Consider the following 22,407-nt stretch of genomic DNA (forward strand, 5'->3'; position numbering starts at 1 on the left):
TTTAGGTAGTGACCTTCGATTACAAGACTCCAATGTGATATAAATAAAATTTAATAACGATTCAATTGTGCATATTGGAAATTATAAAAGCCAAGCAACAATTTATACTGATGTTGGTGCAATATGCGATGAAGATGGGAATATAAAAGCAATCGCAACTAATTGTAATGTCATGAACTCATTCTTAGATACAATTACTAATTCTACACTTTTGCACAATCGGAAGCTAGATTATTGCAAAATTAGCGGAGATTGGCGCTTTTCGCAATCAAGTATAATACTCCCTTATCAAAGAAAGAAATTCTGGCTAATATACATGGATGCAGAAATTATTGATTTTACTATAGATAGTCTCAAAGCACCCTTAATTGGTACTCTTTATCAATCTATTATTGATTTTTCATCTGATCCTAACGGAATTCTTACAAATATTGGAGTAAAAATTTCTAATGATACCGTTACATGTTCCGGCCTGACAGCGTGTAAAATGATTGACAATGAAGGCTGGTGGCTAATAGCTCCAATAGATGGGAAGCCATGTTATAATATTTATTCCTGTACAAAGGACAGAATTGATTTGTACAATTCTCAATGCATTGGAAGTAGTTTTTTTAATGAATTTGATTTTTTTGGCCAAGCCAGCTTTAGTCCTGATAAAAATTACTATGCTAGATTTAATTTAAGAAATGGACTACATCTATTCAGTTTCGATGCTAAAAATGGCAAATTGAATGATCCAGTTAACATTCACCCACCAATAAATGAAGATAATTATTATGGCGGTTTGTGCTTCTCTCCAAATTCTCGATTCCTATACTTATTTTGCGATAAATCTATATTTCAATATGATTTACAAAGTCAAGATATTAACAATTCTGCCGTTTTAATTGATACTTTAAATTTGCCTATTGGAAGGGAATATACTGCTAATTTTAATCATGGACTTATTGCCCCAGATGGGAGAATTTATATATCAGGCATAGGAAACCATAAGTATCTTCATGTTATTAATGATCCGGATTGTAAAGGATTGGAATGCAATTTAACACAACTGGCCATCAAATTACCCTCAATAAACTCTTGGGGTATCCCAAACTACCCATATTTTAATGACTGGAAAAATATTGCAAATTGCCAGCCGAATAGAGCATTTAAAACTGAAAGCAATGAAAATATTTCATTAAAATTTACAGATGACGGGATTCTTTATCAGAATAATAATGGTGATTCTTACAGATTAAATATTTTTGATATGAGCAGTAGACCAGTGCTAAATACTTTTTTAAATATTATTAAAGGAAAAATAGAGATAAATGATTTACCAGTTGGTGTTTATATTATAACTATAATTGGAAAAAACAGGCATTCTGTAATTAAATATTTTAAAGCATGATCTTTGTTTGATTGAAGAATAATCAAACTTTTCAATTCAATTTTAATTTTATTTTGGAATAAGCAGAATGAAATTAAAATCCAATTTATCCAAACGATAAATTTATAAGCTTAATTAAGGTATTGAGGTTGGAAATCAAGTCCAATGTTGCTAATTATTATTAGATATATTTGAAATATTATTTTAAATTAATGGAAATTAGGTATCCGTCTAAGTAAGTACATCTTGCCTGATCCTTAGCCACCATATAGCTTTGCTGAAAATTTAATTTATGACAAACCAAGAATTTGAACAGCTGAATATTGAATTGGAATCAAGCGGCATGTCGCTTAAAAGTTTTATGGCAATCAGGGGGTTTCCAATACATCAATATCATTATTGGAGAAAGAAGTACAGTTTAAAGGATCCATCAAAATCAAAAAATAAATTTATTCAAATTGGATCGATCCAGCCACCAAATTCAATAATACGTTTGGAATATCCAAATGGAGTGGTTATTAATTTTCAATCAGATCCGGGATCGGAAACATTACTCAAACTGATCAATGCCAAAAGTTGATTCCGTTTACTAGTGGCCACCGGTATTTCATATACACCGGGATCACTGATTTTCGAAAAGGTTATGATGGACTGTTTGGAATGATAAGAACAATTATGCAATGCAATCCATTGAATGGAGATTTATACATATTCACAAACAAACGACACAATCAATTGCGAATGATGGTTTATGATACAGGTGGTTTAGTATTATTGTGCAAGCGATTAGAAAAAGGTACTTTCGAAATTATTAAATCTGAATCCAGTAGCATTAAAATGAATATCAGCTGGACTCAACTAATGTGCATCATGCAAGGCATTAAATTAAAAAGTATTCGATACAGAAAACGGCACAATATTGTTGAAAATAAATTGGTAAATAATTTTGTAAATTAGAAATAAATTGCGATCTTGTTGTTGTGATACAAGATTCAAATAAAGAAATTTCAAATGAACATTTACTTGCACAAAATGCAGAATACAAAAATAGAATTGTATTTTAGAACATGAAATATCACAACTTAAGCGATTAATATTTGGTGCAAAATCAGAACGGTTTATAAGCAATGAGCCACCGCTTCCGCCAAATACATTATTCTCACAAGCACACCAGGACGAACAGCCATTAGAAAATTTAACTCAAGAAATAACATATACCCGTGATAAGCCAATTCATAAGCGTGGAGGAAGGAAAGAACTGCCAGCCCATTTAGAACGTAATGTGATTGAATTAAAACCACAAGGATACACTGATGATATGAAGTACATTGGGATGAATGTTACTGAAGAACTTGAATACAAACCTGGCCAAATGTATGTAAATCGATATGAAAGACCCAAATACATAGATCCAATCACAAAACAGATACTCATCGCTCCAATGCCATCCAGAGTAGTTGATAAATGTATTGCAGGACCAGGCATGATGGCACATGTGATCATTAGCAAATATTTGGATCATTTGCCTTATTACAGACAGCTTCAACAATTTAAAAGAATGCACCAGGTAGATATATCCAAATCTACTTTTGGAGAATGGGCTTCTCAATATGTTACTGTGTTAGAACCAATTTATAATGCTCATAAAAAGGAAATATTATCAAATGGTTATTTGCAAACAGATGAAAGCTATATTGAAGTCCAGTCAGATGAAGTTGAAGGCAAATGCCATAAAGGATACATGTGGGTAAGCAGAGATCCACAAAATAATTTAGTTTTGTTCACCTATCAGGAAGGCCGTTCTGGAGAAAGTTTAATAAATCATATCCACGGATTTAAAGGAAAATTGCAAGCGGACGGTTATGGAGCATACGAAAAATATAAAGACAACCCGGATTTTATTTTATTCAGTTGCTGGGCTCATGCCAGAAGATATTTTGAACAAGCGCTTGACAATGATAAAGAGCGATCGGAATTTATTATAACACAAATTCAAATCCTGTATGAAATAGAGAAATCAGCTAAAGAACACAATTTAACCAACGAAGACAGACAAAAATGGCGACACAAATATGCCGCTCCAGTATTAAATACTATTAAAGAGTATCTTGATAAAAATGCTGAATTAATTTTGCCGGCAAGTGCAATTGGAAAAGCTTTTGGATATACTATAAAAAGATGGGATAAACTAGTTGCATATACGATACATGGCGAAGTAGAAATTGATAATAATCTAGTTGAAAATTCCATCCGGCCTCTAGAATTGGGAAGGAAGAATTATTTATTCGCAGGTTCCCATGAATCTGCTCAGCGATCGGCTGTAGTCTATTCGCTACTTGGAACTTGTAAGCTTCATAGTATAAATCCGTATGTGTGGTTAACAGATGTATATCAAAGAATCAAGGATCATCCAATCAATCGAATTGCAGAACTACTACCACAGAATTGGAAAAATTCAAATGATACATCTAGCGTTTAGCTTATCAAATAAGTGCACTTGGTAGGACGGATACAAAAGATCTTTATAGAGAATACCGTATTTATTGCGATTATAGCGGTCATCGCTTCTGTTCTCTAAGAACATTCAGTGATAGGTTGCGTGCTATGGGTTTTGTTATTGAGCGGAAAATTTTTGGAAATACATTATTTATTAAGAAAGATCTTTAATATAACCTTAATCTAATTTTGCTTTAATTTTCGCAATTAATTGTTCAAAAGCTTTGAAAAATATAATAAGAGCAAAAATTGGCAGTAACCAAACTACGCGACTCTGATATCTATCAAGTACGTTGGAAAATGTACAACAGATATATGCATTAGAAAAAAGATAAATTACAAGTACTAAAATACTCATTTTAAACCTTTCATCTTGAAGGATTAAATTATTAAAGACAATAATAAAAAGTGACACGATAGACAAAAATATAGTTATTATTTGAATATGGTTTAAGCTTTTAAAGTCAATCTTTTCTAATACTTGACGAGAAACCAAAAATTCTCGCATCTCGTCATTAAAATACTTATTAATTTCAATTTCTGATGGTTTGGTCATTTCACCCGAGGGAGCATCGCCGGTACTAAAACTAAAAAACTGCTTGAAAGTTTGATGGAAACTCTTCAAGAAAAACATTTTTGAATATTTATATGTAGTTAAAATGTCAATTAGGATTTCATTATCTTCATGTTTATATTTATTCCAGTCTCCATCCTTTGTTATTGGACTTTTAGAATCCCAAATAAGGTCCCATGGTAAATTATCTTTGTAATCACAAATATAATATTTATTCTTTTCACAGTTTTCTTGTAAATAGGGTTGAAGTATCGAATCGTCATGCATCTTGTGCATTAAAAACACATGTGTAGCTTGGGAGAAAATAAATTTTTTATCAATTAAATAATTCATTATTGGAAATAAAACAATTGATAAAATAAAAAGCGATAGCAATGAAACAAATCGATTAAAACTGAAAGGGAAATTAATTATTATTCTATTTCTTAATGCAAACAATAACAATAAAATGCCTAAAACTATGAATAATATAAAAAAATGAGAATTGTGTGTAAAGAGACTAAAAATGAAAATTATAGATATAACTACATTCTCAAATTTTGAAAGGTTTTTTCCAAATAAAATTAAATAAAATGTAATAAATAAAAACGAGGTAAAAATATCTGGAGTAAGCATGCTTACATTAAATGAGATACCAGTTGTAAAAGTTAAAATAAATAAACTTATTAAATAATAAATACCAAATGTATTTTTACTAAAAAATTCACGAAACAATAAGTAAATTAGAAGGGATAAAATAATACTTTGAAAAAAAATTACATACCATAGCGATGACATAAGGCTAAGATATTTAATAAAAATTCCATAAAAGATTGGTCTATCAATTGGTATTTTCATTTCAAAGCCAGATCGAATATATGTTCCAGTATCAGGGTATACAAAGGCATAGCTATTGTAAAAAGCAATAAAAAGAAGAATGATAGAGCCAAAAATAATTAAGATAAAATTTTTAATTGAACTGCGCATAATTGCTTAATTTTGAGCTTTATAATTCACAAAACTAATTAATATCATGAAATTCTTAAAATTTTCTCTGTGTACTTCATTTTATACCTTTTCTATTTTGATGCAAATTGGGTGCGATGGATTCGAAAAGTCCAAGAGCAATAGTAGTGTAAAAAATGACTTAACAAAGCAACTTTTCGTAAATATTATAGACTTCAATAATAAATTTATTTGTGCAGATGAAGCCAAAAGTGATACTTTATTTGCAAACAGAACTCAAGCTAGTGCTTGGGAAAAATTCACTTTTATATATTTAGACAGTAATGTGGTTGCATTAAAATCAATTAAAAATAAGTATATTTCAACTGATTCAGCTTCGGGATATTTTCTATTGGCTAACAAAAATACGATTGAAGAATCAAGTAAATTTGAAATTTTGAAACTTGAGAATGAAGATTTTGCATTCAAGACTATTTTCGGAACTTATTTATGTTCGGATCAAGATATTTACGGTAAATTAATTGCTAATAGGCATGCAATTGGTAAATGGGAAAAATTTAAAATTATTAAAATTCTAGAGTAGGCATTGAAATTTACAGCAATTCGAAATCTTGTTTTATGTGTGCTTGGACCTTGGGAAGTGTTCAATTTTGTTTAAAAAATTCCCATATTTCAATTTTATTAAATATCTACAATTGTATTACATATTATATAACTTTGAAATTGAAATATGGGAATTGTTTATTGCATTAAAGCACCATAAGCAATTTATTGTAATGTCATTTATGAACAAGAACTTTTTTTACAATTAATTTTGAATTGTCGTATTTTATTTTTATTAAGTAAATGCCAGGCAGTGATATGTCTTCTTCGTTAATGTATTCAGTTGCTGATGACAATCGGATGTTTTTTGAAAGCAGACGACTTCCGTTAGAATTATATATTTCAACAGAAACATCTTTGTCCTTTAGGCTTTTGTCAACGCTTAAAAAGAGACCGCCTCCAGTAGGATTTGGAAATATTTGAACTAAATTTTCACTATATTTCATTCTTACTTTTTTTCTAACTTTTAAGTCAGGTTGATAATGTGTGCCACAACCGGTATCTTCATCATAAAATATTGTTTTACGTGTGGTAACATGCATGGCAGAGGTATCGCAACTGCTCCTGTTAAATGCTGTTAAAGTAACAATGTAGCCATTTCCATCATTTAGAGCATTTGAGCCAAATCCATTAAGTATAATGCCTGAAAGATTGAAATCGCCTGATTGACGTAGACTAGTAATTTGCTCTTGATTATTTATTACTTGAGTTACAATTGGGTGTGGAGTGCCCTTTATTTTTGCAATGCTAATTTGTGCTTTGAAATTGCAAGATCTGAATTCAGGGGACCATATACTAACATTTACATTGGGTTTATATTTAATTGTGTCTTCATTTGAGTATCCATCTTCACAATATTCACCATATAATGTAAAATCTGAGTTTGGATTGCATTCATTTATGTGAATTATTTTACTAGCTGTAATAGTTGTATCATTATAGCAATCATTAATTTCTAAGATTAACTTGTAGTATCTATTGCATTCCAGATTAAATCTGTCTGTATCCCAAGTCAAAACTTTATGGTATAGATCAAAATCACCTTGATGAAATTTATATACAAGTTTACCAGGTTCAATTTCATTTGATGGACTGTAAAATCCCTCTGAACTTTGAAAAATTGCCCACGTCGATGAATCAGTAAGTTGATCTTTAACCCGGAAAATATAATCACATGAACAGAATTCAGAATAAGTTGCATCAATCTCAATTGGTTCACCAAGGTCTATTGTCACAGTATCTTCTTCTAAAAAGCCATTTAAGGAAAATTGTGCATTAATAGTGCATCCCGCAAATTTTATTAATTGAACTTTCTCTTTCCATGTATTCAAAGATCCAGTTGCCAGTTTTATTCTATAATAACATCCTGGTTCAAAGGAATAAGTACTTCCATTATCAATATTGGGTTTTATCCAAATTGAGTCGATATTTATATAAGGCAATTGTTCAATAAGATCATTTGTTAACCATAGAATTTTTTCTATGTATGTGCGCCCTCCAATGGAATCAGATTTTTCAATAGATATAAAATAATCGTTTTCACAGGTTTGAGTTCCTGTAACATCCATAATTATTCTAGACTTACCATGGTTTTCTCCAAAAACTATTGGATCCAAGCATTCAACAAAGCTTGACGTATTTTGACATGTAGTATTTATTCCATTCAATTTAAATTCTACTTTCCTATTGCAATCAATGATTTTAAAGTAATTGGTTTCATAATCTCCATATTCCTGAGCTCCGCAGTAATTTGGTGTACATTGTAAGTTTTTACAATTAGGAGCAATTGCACCAATGGTTACCTTGAAGCAATCTCCTGTATCTGTCCAATCGCAGGAAAAAATTTCATTTAAATCAAATTCATAAATATTTGATAGAACAAATGTATCATTGCGGCAATCAGAAGGGCTAACTTGTAAATTTGAAGGCGGCTTTATCCAATAGTAATAACTGAATAATGGCGATGTTGTGTCACATGCTGGATACATCGTGAATTCAATGTAAAATGTGTGTAATGGTATATAGGCATTAGTTAATTCAATTTTGATTTTGGCACATGGTTCCTGGGCTTGAATTAAAACTGGATTTGACGCATATTGACCTTTTTTACCATTAAGATAAAAATCAACATTGCCGAAGGTATCATTTCGCTGATAGACATTCAAATCATATACTTGCATTATGGAACTATCTAGTTTTGGTAGGTAATTTAATACTGGTGTATATCTTTCGATTTGATGGTTTAATATAATTGACATGGGCAAATCTGGTATCACATGATTATCTATTATTCCACTTGCACCTTCTATATCAGTCATTATTTTTACGGGTATTCCATTGATATACCAAACAACTTTATTTTTATCCCATCTTAAACCGTATAATACAGGCTGTGCACTAAAGACTTGGCCTGGTAATGAGTAATTCCATTTCGCACGAGCTGTTCCGAACCCAGTTGCATTCAATTCTTGACTAGTATGTACAGTAACATCACCTACTCCATGCTCCATAATATCAATTTCATTATATCCAGCCGCGCCTCCAACGCCCCCAAAGAGCCAAAAAGCAGGAAAAACACCTCTTGTGGTTGGCGTTTTAATTAAAGCTTCAAAATAGCCATATTTATATTCTCCATCGAACTGATGAATCATTCCTCCTGAAAAATCGCTAGTATAACCTAATTTAGGATTTCCATTCAAGTAACACTCTACTGGATTCAAAGGATCAAATTTAGCACACAAATTTAACGAGCCATCACAGTTAACATTTTCTTGAATCATTACGCAAACATCGCCGTGTCGCTTGCAATTCCAACCGTAATCAAACATAAATTCAGCACTTAAAGCATCTAAACTGCATGGATTAAGATATTGGCGTACTAAAGTATACATACTTTTCCAAGTAGTATCGCCATTTTTATTTAAGTCAATATTGGCAATTTTATTAATTTGGGTTGTGCCAAAATTGTTGAATGAAATAATTGCAATGCAAATTTGAATTATAAGTATATAACTGGTTTTATGATTAACCGATATACTCATTGAATAAATCGGAGTAAGTAAGGCATTAGAATATTTAAGTTTCATAAATTTAATATTTAATTGTAAATTATTAATTATTTTCTTATCAAATTCGGATAGGCATCTTTATAAGCTTATATTTTCAATCTAATTAATGTTGATTCTAGAATAGATTTGAATGCGATTATTTCACTATTATTGATTTGAAATTAATTTTCTGATTAAAGAATATTGTAACAAATTATGTTTGCCTATTAAGTAATTTAACCACAATAAATTCATTTTGCATAAATTTATCTTAGTTATTAAAGAGATAGATATAAGTTGCATTTTATTCTTAGAAGTAGTAACTCAGATATTTTAGATATAATTAGAGCTATTATGTATTGTGTCTATTATCTTTTTAATAAAATTGAACCCCATCATTCTCATTTTATTTTTTATTGCATTTTGTGATGAGCATGACTTAATGAGGAGTGACTTCTTCGAATATGAATAATTCAGCTTGGTAACAGCAATTATATGGCAGTTAGCATATAATGCAAATCTTACCATCCATGGATTTGAAATAAAGTAAAATTCGAAAAGTGAATCTAATAATGAAGCTTGATTAGTAAATTCAATATTTGTCATGACCTAAGTTTTTAATTGATTAAATTCAATTGCAAACCTAAAAGGCTAATCATATTTGTCCAAGCGACAAATTAAGACAAATTGAACCAAACCAAGTCAATTAAAGACAATTGAGGACATTAGTATATCACTCTGCTTTTCTGAGAATGAAATCAACTTTATAAACTAAATTTTATAACCTAAATAATTAGTTTTAATAAGGAACATGTTCAATTTACTAAATAAATTATAATTGATTTGATAATCATGTCTTAGCCTCTAAAAGACTGGACAAATATTGAAAATCAATTTAGTCACAGTAATTTTAGGAAAAATGACAAAACAAAGAAGACAATTTACTCCGGAAGAGAAGCATAGTATCTTACAGGAGGCAGAGCGTTTAGGCCACACAGAGACTTGTAGAAAATACAGTTTGTCGTCGTCCTTAATTTATAATTGGAGGCGTAAATATTTAGCAAAGGGAAAGGGAAGGCTTAAAATCTGAATACAGACTGGTAGATCCACAGGTACATCTATTAGAGGAAGAAAATGCAAAACTTAAGCGGATCATTGGTAACCAAGCCCTTGAGCTGGAATTTAAAACAGAGCTTTTAAAAAAAAGCGATGCCCATTATCACAAAGAAAGGAAATGATAATTAGGTATAAAGCACGAACAAGTGTTGAAAATCTTTGCAAATGGGCTGAAGTGGCAAAGAGTAGTCAATACTATAAAGCTCATCCGAGTCCAAGAGGAATGAAACCTAGCACCCACACACCAATTGGTAAATGTGGGATGGTAGAGAACACATTAGTTGTTGATCAAATACGTGCAATTCTTTCAATGGATTATTGCGTTTATGGTTATGCAAAAATGACTTGTGAACTTCGAGATTTAGAATATCTGATTAATAAGAAGAAGGTTTATCGTTTGATGAAAGTGAATCATTTATTGAGTGGCAAAAGAATAAGCGTACAAGGAAAACGAAAATGGGTGAAGCACCGTCGGATCGATGCAAAAAGGCCTATGGAATATCTATGTCTTGATATAAAATATGTTTGGGTCCAAGGAGATAAACGCTGGTATTATCAACTTGCAATAATGGATGTATTCAGCAGAAGAATTTTATGCTGGATCTTTAAACCCAGTGTCAGGCAAACAGATGTTGTCGCATTGATGAGATGGTTGGATTTACGCTTTGGATTGAAAGGAGTTATCATACGTAATGATAATGGCTCACAGTTTTTAGCAAACAGCGTACGCCAAACATTAAAAGAATTGGAAGCAAAACAGGAATTCACACATGTATCAACACCAGAAGAGAATGCATACATCGAAGCATTTCATTCAATTGAGCAAACCGAATTGATCGACAGATTTATATTTTCAAGTTATTACGATGCAAGACAACATATCCAAAAATACATGTACTGGTACAATTATAAAAGAAAACATGGCGCAATTGGAAATATAACTCCGATGCAAAAATGGGAACAAGGTTTATCCTGTTCACCTGTTAGGCAATCATTTGAGCCGGCTTCGGTGGACATGTCAAGGTCGGACAGCGAAGGCTTGCGCAATGAGTCCGCTCCGTTTAACCTTGACTTGTTCAACGAAACGGCCTATCTTCGCCTGGCAGGTGATCAGGATAATGATGATTTAGTACAAAACTGTTTTAGAAATTCCGTCCAGTTAATTGGGGGTTAAGACAATCAGGAATAGATTATCCTACAAGTAGAAACAGACAACCTATAAGTTGAAATCCATGATTAGTGCAGTCCAAATAACCGAGTTTAATTTTAATTTCTCTTTGTTCCATTGGAGATAAGAAGCCCCTTTTTAGTTTAAATCCTTTTTCTTTTAACTTTCGAGAGAAAGTTTTAATATTTAAACCTAATTCTTGTGAGAATTGTTTTTTTGATTTATATTCAGGATGTTCCCCTGAGGGGTCATAAGGAAGAGGTGGTGAAGTTATCATAAAGAGTTGTTTAATGAATTGTCATATTGATATTTGTTACATAATTTGTAATTTAAGTTAGGAAAATAGTGTAAATCCTTGGTAGCTGGATTTAGCCTATTATAAACGTAAAAATTTGAATATGAAAGTATGGAGTGGAGAAATGAAGAACAATAATACAAAAATTAATATAGTTTGTCAACGAAAATAAGAATAATTTCGATGAAAAAGTAGAAAACCAGAGATTGCGTGGAAAATCCGGTGTAATTGACCACCCCTGTCTGGTTTAAGCTGTAGATGGAATTGGAATTGATTCAATTTTTGGGATCTGTCTAGTAGGAGACCAGACATTTTATCAATGTGATAGTACGTTTGTTGACACAGATGATAAATCATCAATTAATGATTATGCTTTGTACTCAAATCCACTTTCTGAATATTTAAATATTCGGATTCAAGATATAGACAGCCCCCTTAATTGCGAGATATTCAATCAAGCAGGCATTTTAGTTTCTAAATTTAAAATTGAAAATCAAAGCCAAATAAGAATTGACACTCATGACATGTCCATTGGTATTTATTATATCAAGTTAAATTATAAGTGTGGTAGTAAAATTAAATCGTTTATTAAAATATAATAATATTGGTTTATTTCAATAAGCAATTTTTAAATTTGATGTAAGATTTCTACTTAGAGTGGAATTGGAACTGTTTAAACTTCAATTTGAACTTATTATCTTTTTAAAAAGTATGCATTCAATTTGGTTTAAATTTATACCATAATTTAAGAAATCGCTTAGCTAAAAATAGTACTAGTCGCATTCATCAAAATTGGACCATATTATTTGTACACTCGACTTAACAAATTGTATCTTTCCATCTATGCCACAATTTGGACTTCTTGGCAAATCCCTTCAACACTCCTTTTCAAAATCTTATTTTGAAGAAAAATGGTTGCAGGAAGGCTTGTCAAATCACGAATACAGATTATTTGAATGGGATCCCGGCAAGGATTTAAAAGCATTTTTTGAAAGCAACAGTCAATTGCAAGGACTTAATGTGACTGTACCCTACAAATCAATGGTCATTCCCTATTTGGATGAATTGACACCAGAAGCCCAACTCATAGGAGCTGTAAATTGTATCAAACATAGTCAAGACCGCTGGATCGGGCACAATACCGATAGTTTGGCGTTTATGAATAGTTTGGCTTCCTGGTTACCACCTGGCTTTAACGCACTGGCTCTCGTGTGTGGCACAGGAGGCGCCTCTAAAGCCGTCCAGCAAGCCTTAAATTGCCTTGAAATCGGTTTTAGCTGTGTTTCTTCCTCTGGAAAGGGGATTTCTTATGGCCATTTGCAAGAATTATGGGATCCAGATTGGAAATTAATTATAAACACAACACCCCTGGGTATGTACCCGGATCTGGATTCAAAACCTGAAATACCTTACCAAAAACTGGATTCTTCTTTCCTTTTATATGATTTGGTTTATAATCCTGAAAAATCCCTATTTTTGAGGCTTGGAGCCAACCAAGGCGCCCGGGTCAAAAACGGTCTGGAAATGTTACATTTACAAGCGGATTTATCCTGGCAATTCTGGAACCAATAAACTGTATATGGAAGAAACCGACGAGACGCTTTTGGATTTTGGAAATACCGAAATAGCCTTTTCTCATAAAACGGATAGAGAGCTTAAAAATACGTATCGGCTATTTAAATTAATGAATAACCCAAGTTTGGTACGCATCGGTTCGTTTTTTGGAAAACTGGCCGCAAAAGTTCCTTTTCATTTAATGGATCCCCTCATTAGGGAAACCATCTTTAATCAATTTTGCGGTGGCACCAATTTATTGGAATGCCAACGGGTCGTAGATCGACTTTATCACAAAAAAACCATGACCATATTGGATTATGGGGTAGAAGGCCGCGAACACGATGAAGATTTTCAAAATACGCTGGAAGTCAATTTGAAAGCACTCGAATTTGCTTTTAGCAACCCAAACATCCCGGTCATCAGTACCAAACTTACCGGCTACATTCCAATCGCTGTTTTAGAAAGAATCCATGCCAAAGAAAGTTTATCTGCATTTGACCAGCGTGCCTGGGAACGCCTGGAAGAGCGATTTGTAATCCTTTGTAAAAAAGCAGCTGAATTAGGAGTCGGAATTTTTATAGATGCAGAGGAATCCTGGATCCAGGACCCGATCGACCAATTAGTAGATAAGTACATGCCGGTTTTTAATAAAGAAAAACCAATTATCTACAATACCTTTCAAATGTATCGCAAAGGTCGATTGGATTATTTAAAATCAAGTTTTGAAGCTGCTCAGAATGGAAATTACATTTTTGGTGCAAAAATTGTACGAGGTGCCTATATGGAGAAAGAGCGGAAACGCGCCAAGGAAAAAGGATATGAAGATCCGATCACGGCAGACAAGCTGGTAACTGATTCACAATACGATGATTCCATTCGGTTTTGTGTTCAATTTCCAGAGCAAATCAGCTTGTGCAATTCAACCCATAATTGGAATAGCTGTTTATTGCAAACGGAACTCATGGCTCAAGCCGGAATTCCAAATGATCATCCGCATTTAAACTTTTGCCAGTTGTTAGGTATGAGTGATAACATCACGTTTAATTTGGCTGCCAAAGGATACATTGTTGCAAAATATGTACCTTATGGTCCAATTAAAGATGTGGTTCCCTATCTCGTGCGGCGTGCTGAAGAAAATACCAGTATCACAGGCGACATGAGTCGGGAATTGAAATTATTGAATGAGGAAATGATGCGCCGCGGATTAAAAAATGCTTAACCCAATCGATTTTAAACAATAAATAATTTTTTATGAAAAATTTCTTAGGAATTGTACTTGTGTTTGTGAGTCTTCAAATTTCTGTAGGACAAACGATCTGGCATGTAAAAGCCATTGCCCCACAAGGAAAATTTATGGATGTCAAAGCATTTGACAAACAAAACAATGTATATGATGTAAAAGCAATTTCTGTGGATGACAATACCCAATACATGGATATCAAAGCTTTAAAAAATGGCAAGCAAATGGCCGTTAAAATTTTATGGAGTCAGGATGTATTTGCTCCAGTCAAAGCCATCGATGAAAATGGAATGGTCTATGATATTAAAGCCTTTTCTGCAGACAATGTAAAATGGGACGTAAAGGGAGTAGGTCAATCCGGAAACATCATTCACATTAAAGCCATTAGTCCGGATGGTGATTTTTATGCGATTAAAGCGATTTCACCAGAAGGAAAACTGCATGATGTGAAAGGTGTGAAATTTACAGACCAAGATGTTGAAACTAAAATTCATGGAGTAGAAGTATGGGCGCATGTTAAATCGTTGCCACAGGCAAATTATCAAAATACAGATTTTGTTTGGAATATCAAAGCAGTTCACCCCAATGGTCAACTCATTGATGTCAAAGCCATGGATGATAAAGGGGGTATTTATCCGGTAAAAGCATTGGAAGAAAATGGCAATCTGCATTTGATGAATGTGAAAGCATTTGTTGGAAATAGAAAATTGGCAGTGAAAGTATTGGCAGGAAATGAAAAATATGGTCCTGTAAAAGCAATCGGCGAAGATGGTACCATCTATAATATTAAAGCAATCACAGCTGATAAAAAAATAATGGATGTAAAAGCAGTAAGTCAAAATGGCAGAATATTAAATATAAAAGCAATCGCAGCGGATGGATCCTTTTATGGAATTAAAGCAATATCACCCGGTGGTCAAATGTATGACATTAAAGGAATTGAATCTGAAGAAACCATGATGATTCAAGGAGTTAAAATTAAAGCACACATTAAAGCGATTCCACAAGAATAAAATTGAAATACTTTTTAAAATATAAAAATTAACCAAACATGAAAAACATTTTTCTAATTTTCATCTTCCTTTGGACAATCTCTGCCACTAATGCACAAAAAGTGTATGCATGGATGGATGCCGGAGTAAAAGTTGGATATGGACTTACCGGTATGATCAATTCCAATTTATTTGATGATAAACTTTACGAACATCATCTTTCAACAGGTGCAGGGATCGGAGCTAAATTGGGCCTCTACATCGGATTGTACAATGGGATTACTGTAGATTTTATGCTTTCAAACAGCAAGCAAAAATTTGATTTTCTACGAGATGCTAAAACATATTACCATACCATAAAATGGAAAACCTATGATCTTGCCCTTTTGTACCGAAACCAAAAAAATGGGGTGTATGTCGAATTGGGTCCACAGTTTTCATTTGTAAATAAAGTAACGCAACAAGATGATTACAATCAACAATTGACGGATGTAAAAAAGTTTTATGCGAAAAATTACATTTCTGGAATTTTTGGTGTGGGTGGATATTTGTTGAATTACGAAAACTTCACCACCATGTTGGGAATCAGATTGGGATATGGTTTTACAGATATGATCAGTGATGAAGGTAAAAATTTTACACCCAATGCATTTCCAAATCCTTCGGCAGCAAAACATTACGATTCGTATAAAAAGACGAATCCTGCATTTGTACAGTTAAATATGGAATTCAATTTTGCATTGGGGTATTATGGTAGATCCTCTTGTAGTAAACGCGCTACCTTATTTAGTTTTTAATTGATACAAATAAATCGTATTTGAAGCATCAAAATTTCAGTTTAATTTTTAGAAAATTAGTTGCAGAATATCCCAAAGATTCTAAGCAATCGGCTGTATTTAAATTGCAAAAGCAAGGGCTGAACTATCTTAGAATCTTTGGGATATTGCTTTTATATATTGGATTTAGTGTGATAGGAATTGCACAAGAAAAAGGAGTTTCTCCATTGGCTACAAGTAATAAATCGGGTTTCACGGGCAAGCTTTATGCCGTAGTGGTTGGAATTTCTGATTACCAGGATGCGGGTATTCCTGATTTGCGTTTTGCAGAACGCGATGCAAAATTATTCTATGATTTCTTAAAGGGCAAAGCTGGTTATTCCCTGAATGAAGATCAAATTCAATTGCTCACAAATAAAGAAGCAACACAGGGAAAAATTGTTGCTGCATTGGATTGGATGATGACCGAATGTAAAGAAGGCGATCAAGCCATCATATATTTTAGTGGACATGGGGATGTTGAACGAAAAACCATTTCCCAACCTGGGTTTTTATTGTGTTGGGACGCACCTTCAAAAGTATATATGTCTGGTGGTGCATTTGCACTTGGTTTTTTGGAAGATATTGTCAATACACTTGCCATTGAGAAAAAGGTAAAAACCATCGTAATTACAGATGCGTGTCATTCCGGAAAATTATCCGGAAGCGCTATCAATGGAACTCAAGCCACTGCAGCGTATTTAGCCAATCAATTTGCAAATGCAATTAAAATTATGTCCTGTCAATCAAATGAGTATTCATTGGAAGGCGAACGATGGGGTGGTGGAAGAGGCGTATTCAGTTACCATTTAATTGAAGGCCTCGTTGGATTGGCAGATCGCAATTCAGATGGAAAAGTTGCATTGGGTGAGTTGGACCGATACCTTGAAGACAATGTCAGTAATGATGTTAAACCAAATAGTCAAATTCCTTTACTATTGGGAGATAAATTGGCAGTCATCAATTCAGTCAACAAGGAAAGTTTGGCGCAATTAAAAAAAGAGAAAGATGGTGCAACGGTTGCATTTGCACCTGCTGAAAACAGGGGCTTGGAAACTGAAGTGCTTGCAAAGGCCAGTCCGGAGATTCAGGAATTTTACAAGCGATTTAAAGCGAGACTTGAGCAAAAATTATTTTTAAGTCCTGCAAATGATTGTGCAGATTATTATTATATAAAATTGGAGGCGGATACCAGTATTCAAAAATTGCATAATTCCATGCGGTTTAATTATGCTGCGATCTTACAGGATGATGCACAACAAGTTTTAAATCGTTTCCTTAACTCAGATTTAGGAGTTTTAACACAATCCAAACGAGATGCTTTAAAAAAATTCCAGAAGTACCCAGAATACCTGGAACGAGCTGCGAATTTATTAGGAGAGAAACATTACATGTATCCGGTATTGCAAGCACGGAAATTATTTTTTGAAGGGTTTTTTGTTGCAAAGACAAATCGTAATCTGGATAAAGAAACCGGAACTAAATCATTAAGTTATTTAAATCAAGCATTGCAATATCAGGAAAATATGCCGCAGGTTTATTGGCAGATGAGTTTTATCTATGGCTCTAATTTATTACAACAGGATTCTGCAGAATATTATGCAGAGAAAGCAACTACACTCGTACCATCCTGGCAATTGCCTTACGCTGGCTTAGTTTTTTTATATTCTGACAAAATCAGGAATTATTCTAAAGCAAAATACTACCTCGATAAAATAAATAAAATCGATTCAAATTCTTTGGTTGCACACTATTCAGCTGGAATTTATTATGAAACCCAAGGTGCATTTGATCTGGCGGCGTCTCATTATAAAAAAGCACTGGAAATTGATTCCACATTTATTTATGCGCAATCAAATTTGGGTAATACTTACCTTAATACAGGAAACCTTCGAGATGCCGAATCCCAATACCAGCGGGCCATTGAATTGGATGCATCCTATCCAATGGCTCATGGAAATGTTGGGATCGTATATTATTCGACCAATAGAAAGGAACAAGCTGAACAGTCTTTTAAGCGAGCCTTGGAATTGGATCCCAAAGATCCTTCTTTTAATTATAATATTGCGTGTTTCTATTACGGACAAAATGAGCCTGAGTTAGCTTATCAATTTTTGAAGAAAGCGCTTGAGTTTGGTTATAACGATTATAAAGGTTTACAGGAAGATCCGTCCTTACAAACAGTGCGTGAAGATCCTGTAAAATGGAATGCACTGATGCAGCAGTTTTTTCCGGATAAAAACAAATAAGAAGTTTAGATAGGTATCAAGCCATCTGGTTATTTGCAAAGTGCATTATTCCAGGCCATACGGCTTTCAACCATATTTTTATAGTGAAAATTTAACAACGACGATAACTCATTGAGTATGGTAAGAAGATTCGACAATTCATCCAAGGCCTGATTATTTACCATAGGGTGGCGAATCTTATTTAATTCGTCGAATTGTGTTTGGAAAGATTCCAAATCAGTTGAACAATTAGTAGTAAATTTTTCTAACTGTGTATTAATTTTTTCAGAAGCCAGTTTTAATTGATTCATGGCATTTTGAATTTGCTCACACGAATTATCCAATTCATTCGGCACTACAAAATCTGCATTTATATTGATGGTTGATTCACGTGCATTTGCCATTTCAAACTGATAGCTTCCCTTGTTTTAGTTAAGTCACCAAGTTGACTCATGACCGTTTTATCAATTGTTGATGGAGCTGATAACGAAAAACTATTATTTTCAGATGCACGTTCAATAAAAGCAGTTGTTGCATCCAGTCTTTCAGAAAACGATTTGATTTCGCCACCGGGAGCCCATGCTTTCGCGCGATGAAAAATTGAATCATTGTCTAATGTTTCTGTCTCCCACTCCAGTTCCGCTGTTTTAAATGCATCTTCACAATTCGTTGCGGCAATCGGAAGGCTTTTAAATAATTTATTAATATTTTGTGTGTGCAGGATTACTGGAATCAGTAAGGTACATAGGAAAGCTATCGATTTCATAATTTTATTTTAAAAAACCATGTTTGAACAAGCCTAAGGGAAAGTAAATTTAGCCAATGTTTTAGTATTGCCCAGTAGAAAGTAAGACCAGGGTACAAGACGTTTCAGTTTGAATCCCATGCGCTTGAGCCAGTTGCAGTAATTCAGGATTTTCTGTTCCAGGATTGAAAATTATCCGACGGGGATGGATGCTGAGTAGGTAAGGATACCATACAGATTGTTTGTCAGGACCCACGTAGAGACTGATGGTATCAATGTTTGTGACCAAAGGCTTATCTGTTTGGATGTCGATCCCATCGATGGTACCTGCTTTGATCCCCAGGGCAATGACTTCATGATGCTTTGAATTTAGTAACTGAACCGCCTGATAGGAAGCACGCTCCGGATTGGGGCTTGCGCCGAGTACAATTGTTTTTTTGGAAGCCATTTGTTTATAACAGGATTAGGGCAAATAAGGTTCTATTGTTTTCAAGATTCATTTGAGGAGAGATTCCGTTTTAACAAAAGATAGTATTTTAAAAAGGTACCATAACTTGAAATGCTGCAAATTTGAAGACCCCGCCATCCATCTAAGAATCCCCGTTTTAGAATGTATGATTTTATAAAATGAAGGATTGGGTTAACGATCATGTGAAACCAAGCATATTTTTTATGACTTGAATACATTTCAGTGGATGCAATTTTTGAGAAATACTTCATTTGTTTAATATGTTGCGCAACACTGGAATAACTGTAGTGAAGAATATTGCCATGTAATACTTCGGTATCATTTGAGCCTTCAATCAATTCATATCGGTCATGTGGATTCATACCTGTCCATTGGCCTTTTGTTCTATTAAACAAACGCATTTTCCGATCCGGATACCAACCACAATATTTGACCCAATAACCGCAATAATTATTAAAGCGATTGCAATAATAGCCATCCCGGTTCCAATTTGACTTTACTAAAAGGATAGATTTCTTTAAATTTTCATCCAGGGCTTCATCCGCATCAAGTGATAAAATAAAATCAAAACGAGCTTTCGTAAGTGCATAATTTTTTTGTTGAATATGGCCTTCAAAAGGATGTTGAAAAACCACGGCTCCTTTGGACTGCGCGATTTGAACCGTATCATCGGTACTATATGAATCGACTACAATAATTTCGTCTGCCAGCTCCTTTACAGAATCTAAGCAACGACCGATTTGAAGCGATTCGTTAAAACTTATAACAACAACTGAAATTTGAATCATGGCAGAATTGAATACAAAGAAATAAAGCAATTCTGGAATTCTTGTTAATTTTCGGAATGAAGATTTTAATGGTTTGTCTGGGAAACATCTGTAGATCGCCGATGGCTCATGGATTTATGCAGGGATTGATTGAAGCGCAGCAATTGGATTGGACGGTTGATTCAGCAGGTACAAATGGATACCATGACGGTGAGCATCCCGATCCAAGGGCCATTCAGGAAATGAAATCCCATGGCTTGGATATCTCGAAACAGGTCAGTCGCAAGATTCAGAAGCAGGATTTGGAAACATTTGATTTAATTCTCACCATGGATCATGAAAATTTAGGCTATGTTAAAAAACTTAGCAAGGATTTGAATGTTTCCTATAAAATTCATTTGCTGCTGGAGTTTTCTGGCAATAAAGAAACGGAAGAGGTTCCGGACCCATATTATGACAATCGGTTTAAAGAGGCAGGAAAATTAATCCAGGAAGCTTGTAAACAAATTGTAACTAAATATTCTTAACCTTATAGTTAAAAAATTGTTGGTAGTAAAAATGAGAATTTATGTTGGATAAAAAAATGGAATTGGCATTAAACAACCAACTTGAGAAGGAAGCCTTTTCAAGTTATAGCTATTTAGCAATGGCAGTTTGGTGTGATCAAAAAAGCATGGAAGGTTGTTCACGTTTTTTTTACCGGCAGGCGGAAGAAGAACATTTGCATATGATGAAAATTCTGGCTTATTTGATTGAGCGGAATGGTCAACCTGTTATTCCTGCAATTAAAAAACCAAAGGCAGATTACAAAAGCATCTATGACATTTTTAATCAAACATTTAAACAAGAAAAAGAGGTTACCCAATCGATTCATGATTTAATCAATGCAACGCAAAAACTCAATGACCATTCCACACAAAATTTTCTGCAGTGGTATGTTTCGGAACAGCGGGAAGAGGAAGCAGTTGTTATGAAAATTTTGGATAAAATTCAATTGATTGGTGAAGGACCTATGTGTTTATATTATATCGATAAAGAAGTTGAAGCAATAAATAATCAAATTGTTATAAACGAAGCAAAAGCTTAAGTGAGGCGTGAGTAGGTCCTAGCAGTTCGGCGCACTGTTTTTTTTTATTCCCCTGAAATAGAGACCAGCAATCACTGCATTTAAAAAACAATCAAGATGTAGCTAAAGGTTTTTTTTGAGATCTGCTAAATTGAATCAAGAGGGCAATCTAAGTGGATATCCATTGTAGCCATTAAAATCTGTTTTAAAATATAGGAATCAAGGATTAAGGGATCAGCGATTCCTTAATAAATAATCTACATTAAGTGAAATTAACTCGGAGCCCGACCTCCTGAAGTACACATTATAAAATAAAAAATGTGTAATATATTAATTAATAATTAAATATGCATTAGTTAATTAATTATTTACTGCAGATTCTGGCAATTAGTCAATTGATTCGGAGTCTTTAGTATTTTTATCTTTTAAAATTTGATTATGAAGTATGGAATTGGAATTATAATAGCCCTTTTTCTAGTGAATGCAGGTCAGGCTCAAAAGATTACGCCTACGGTTTTAAGCAGTGCAGGAGCTGTTATGAAAGCAAACAATTTGAGTATTGAATGGACTTTAGGTGAAATCGCCACGGAATCTCTGATTAAAGCAGGGAATATTATAACTCAGGGCTTTCACCAAACCAATCTAACCATTGTTTCTACTAAGAATCCCGAAATTGAAGGATTGAAAATATATCCCAATCCATTTATTTCCCAGTTGACTATTGAAAACCAAACAGGTGTTCGCTTGAGTTTTCATTTAGTAGGCATTCAGGGAGCATGCATTTCGGAATATCAATTGGAACCTGGTGTGCATTCTTTAGAATTAGATTTTCTGCCATCCGGATCTTATATTTTAGAGACGAGCGAAGGGAATCAAACGCAACAATTTATTCTTGAGAAATTAAAATAATGA

Annotated in this window: 22 protein-coding genes and 1 pseudogene; 16 read left to right on the forward strand and 7 right to left on the reverse strand. The window is 33.5% G+C overall.

Going from position 1 to position 22,407, the window contains the following annotated elements:
• Window positions 1-67 precede the first annotated feature (67 nt).
• The 4 genes from IPK91_15165 (at window position 68) to IPK91_15180 (ending at window position 3,851) form a co-directional block, all read left to right on the forward strand.
• The gene (locus tag IPK91_15165) at window positions 68-1,393 is read left to right on the forward strand and encodes a T9SS type A sorting domain-containing protein (protein MBK8298585.1); all 1,326 of its coding nucleotides are present in this window, start codon (window positions 68-70) and stop codon (window positions 1,391-1,393) included.
• A gap of 271 nt (window positions 1,394-1,664) precedes the next feature.
• Window positions 1,665-1,952 (forward strand): hypothetical protein, encoded by a 288-nt coding sequence (locus tag IPK91_15170; protein ID MBK8298586.1) that lies wholly within the window; start codon window positions 1,665-1,667, stop codon window positions 1,950-1,952.
• The gene (tnpB, locus tag IPK91_15175; GenBank protein ID MBK8298587.1) at window positions 1,949-2,329 is read left to right on the forward strand and encodes an IS66 family insertion sequence element accessory protein TnpB; all 381 of its coding nucleotides are present in this window, start codon (window positions 1,949-1,951) and stop codon (window positions 2,327-2,329) included. The genes IPK91_15170 and tnpB overlap by 4 nt, the downstream gene beginning before the upstream one ends.
• 100 nt (window positions 2,330-2,429) lie before the next feature.
• Window positions 2,430-3,851 (forward strand): IS66 family transposase, encoded by a 1,422-nt coding sequence (locus IPK91_15180; protein ID MBK8298588.1) that lies wholly within the window; start codon window positions 2,430-2,432, stop codon window positions 3,849-3,851.
• A gap of 195 nt (window positions 3,852-4,046) precedes the next feature.
• Here the strand turns inward: IPK91_15180 and IPK91_15185 are convergent, their stop codons facing one another.
• On the reverse strand, window positions 4,047-5,408 hold the full coding sequence (locus tag IPK91_15185) for a hypothetical protein (GenBank protein MBK8298589.1): 1,362 nt from the start codon (window positions 5,406-5,408) through the stop codon (window positions 4,047-4,049).
• Window positions 5,409-5,454: 46 nt separating this feature from the next.
• Between IPK91_15185 and IPK91_15190 the strand changes: the two genes are divergently transcribed.
• Window positions 5,455-5,970: a hypothetical protein gene (locus IPK91_15190; protein MBK8298590.1), complete on the forward strand. Its 516-nt coding sequence runs from the start codon at window positions 5,455-5,457 to the stop codon at window positions 5,968-5,970.
• Window positions 5,971-6,166: 196 nt separating this feature from the next.
• On the opposite strand, the gene IPK91_15195 is transcribed toward IPK91_15190, so the two are convergent.
• On the reverse strand, window positions 6,167-9,076 hold the full coding sequence (locus tag IPK91_15195; GenBank protein ID MBK8298591.1) for a family 16 glycosylhydrolase: 2,910 nt from the start codon (window positions 9,074-9,076) through the stop codon (window positions 6,167-6,169).
• Between the two features lie 880 nt (window positions 9,077-9,956).
• On the opposite strand from IPK91_15195, the pseudogene IPK91_15200 reads away from it, so the two are divergent.
• Both IPK91_15200 and IPK91_15205 read left to right on the forward strand, forming a co-directional pair.
• Window positions 9,957-10,275: pseudogene (locus IPK91_15200) on the forward strand (transposase).
• Window positions 10,272-11,327: an IS3 family transposase gene (locus IPK91_15205; protein MBK8298592.1), complete on the forward strand. Its 1,056-nt coding sequence runs from the start codon at window positions 10,272-10,274 to the stop codon at window positions 11,325-11,327. The pseudogene IPK91_15200 and the gene IPK91_15205 overlap by 4 nt, the downstream one beginning before the upstream one ends.
• Window positions 11,328-11,343: 16 nt before the next feature.
• On the opposite strand, the gene IPK91_15210 is transcribed toward IPK91_15205, so the two are convergent.
• Window positions 11,344-11,598, reverse strand: a complete 255-nt coding sequence (locus tag IPK91_15210) for a hypothetical protein (protein MBK8298593.1) — start codon at window positions 11,596-11,598, stop codon at window positions 11,344-11,346.
• A gap of 392 nt (window positions 11,599-11,990) precedes the next feature.
• Here IPK91_15210 and IPK91_15215 point away from each other — a divergent pair, with 392 nt between their 5' ends.
• From IPK91_15215 to IPK91_15240, 6 genes are all read left to right on the forward strand, one after another.
• Window positions 11,991-12,215, forward strand: coding sequence for a T9SS type A sorting domain-containing protein (locus tag IPK91_15215; GenBank protein MBK8298594.1), 225 nt, complete (start codon window positions 11,991-11,993; stop codon window positions 12,213-12,215).
• Window positions 12,216-12,459: 244 nt separating this feature from the next.
• Window positions 12,460-13,188 (forward strand): shikimate dehydrogenase, encoded by a 729-nt coding sequence (gene aroE, locus IPK91_15220; protein ID MBK8298595.1) that lies wholly within the window; start codon window positions 12,460-12,462, stop codon window positions 13,186-13,188.
• 112 nt (window positions 13,189-13,300) lie between these two features.
• Entirely contained in the window at window positions 13,301-14,392 is a 1,092-nt protein-coding gene (locus IPK91_15225) for a proline dehydrogenase family protein (protein MBK8298596.1), read from the forward strand.
• A gap of 32 nt (window positions 14,393-14,424) precedes the next feature.
• On the forward strand, window positions 14,425-15,426 hold the full coding sequence (locus IPK91_15230; protein MBK8298597.1) for a hypothetical protein: 1,002 nt from the start codon (window positions 14,425-14,427) through the stop codon (window positions 15,424-15,426).
• A gap of 38 nt (window positions 15,427-15,464) precedes the next feature.
• Window positions 15,465-16,202 (forward strand): hypothetical protein, encoded by a 738-nt coding sequence (locus IPK91_15235; GenBank protein MBK8298598.1) that lies wholly within the window; start codon window positions 15,465-15,467, stop codon window positions 16,200-16,202.
• Between the two features lie 20 nt (window positions 16,203-16,222).
• On the forward strand, window positions 16,223-18,469 hold the full coding sequence (locus tag IPK91_15240; GenBank protein MBK8298599.1) for a tetratricopeptide repeat protein: 2,247 nt from the start codon (window positions 16,223-16,225) through the stop codon (window positions 18,467-18,469).
• A 29-nt stretch (window positions 18,470-18,498) separates the two neighbouring features.
• On the opposite strand, the gene IPK91_15245 is transcribed toward IPK91_15240, so the two are convergent.
• The 4 genes from IPK91_15245 to IPK91_15260 form a co-directional block, all read right to left on the reverse strand.
• Entirely contained in the window at window positions 18,499-18,852 is a 354-nt protein-coding gene (locus IPK91_15245; GenBank protein ID MBK8298600.1) for a hypothetical protein, read from the reverse strand.
• A complete protein-coding gene (locus tag IPK91_15250; protein MBK8298601.1) occupies window positions 18,819-19,214 on the reverse strand; it encodes a hypothetical protein in 396 nt (131 codons plus the stop codon). Before IPK91_15250 ends, IPK91_15245 begins: the two co-directional genes overlap by 34 nt.
• 61 nt (window positions 19,215-19,275) lie before the next feature.
• Window positions 19,276-19,641 (reverse strand): CoA-binding protein, encoded by a 366-nt coding sequence (locus IPK91_15255; GenBank protein MBK8298602.1) that lies wholly within the window; start codon window positions 19,639-19,641, stop codon window positions 19,276-19,278.
• Window positions 19,642-19,682: 41 nt separating this feature from the next.
• Window positions 19,683-20,450: a glycosyltransferase family 2 protein gene (locus tag IPK91_15260; GenBank protein ID MBK8298603.1), complete on the reverse strand. Its 768-nt coding sequence runs from the start codon at window positions 20,448-20,450 to the stop codon at window positions 19,683-19,685.
• Window positions 20,451-20,506: 56 nt separating this feature from the next.
• On the opposite strand from IPK91_15260, the gene IPK91_15265 reads away from it, so the two are divergent.
• From IPK91_15265 to IPK91_15275, 3 genes are all read left to right on the forward strand, one after another.
• Window positions 20,507-20,956, forward strand: a complete 450-nt coding sequence (locus tag IPK91_15265) for a low molecular weight phosphotyrosine protein phosphatase (protein MBK8298604.1) — start codon at window positions 20,507-20,509, stop codon at window positions 20,954-20,956.
• Window positions 20,957-20,997: 41 nt separating this feature from the next.
• The gene (locus tag IPK91_15270; protein ID MBK8298605.1) at window positions 20,998-21,516 is read left to right on the forward strand and encodes a ferritin; all 519 of its coding nucleotides are present in this window, start codon (window positions 20,998-21,000) and stop codon (window positions 21,514-21,516) included.
• Window positions 21,517-21,933: 417 nt separating this feature from the next.
• Window positions 21,934-22,404 carry a T9SS type A sorting domain-containing protein gene (locus IPK91_15275; GenBank protein ID MBK8298606.1) on the forward strand — a complete coding sequence of 157 codons (471 nt, stop codon included), beginning with the start codon at window positions 21,934-21,936 and terminating at the stop codon, window positions 22,402-22,404.
• Window positions 22,405-22,407: the final 3 nt, after the last annotated feature.

The sequence above is a fragment of the Saprospiraceae bacterium genome (assembly GCA_016712145.1).
Taxonomy (GTDB): domain Bacteria; phylum Bacteroidota; class Bacteroidia; order Chitinophagales; family Saprospiraceae; genus Vicinibacter.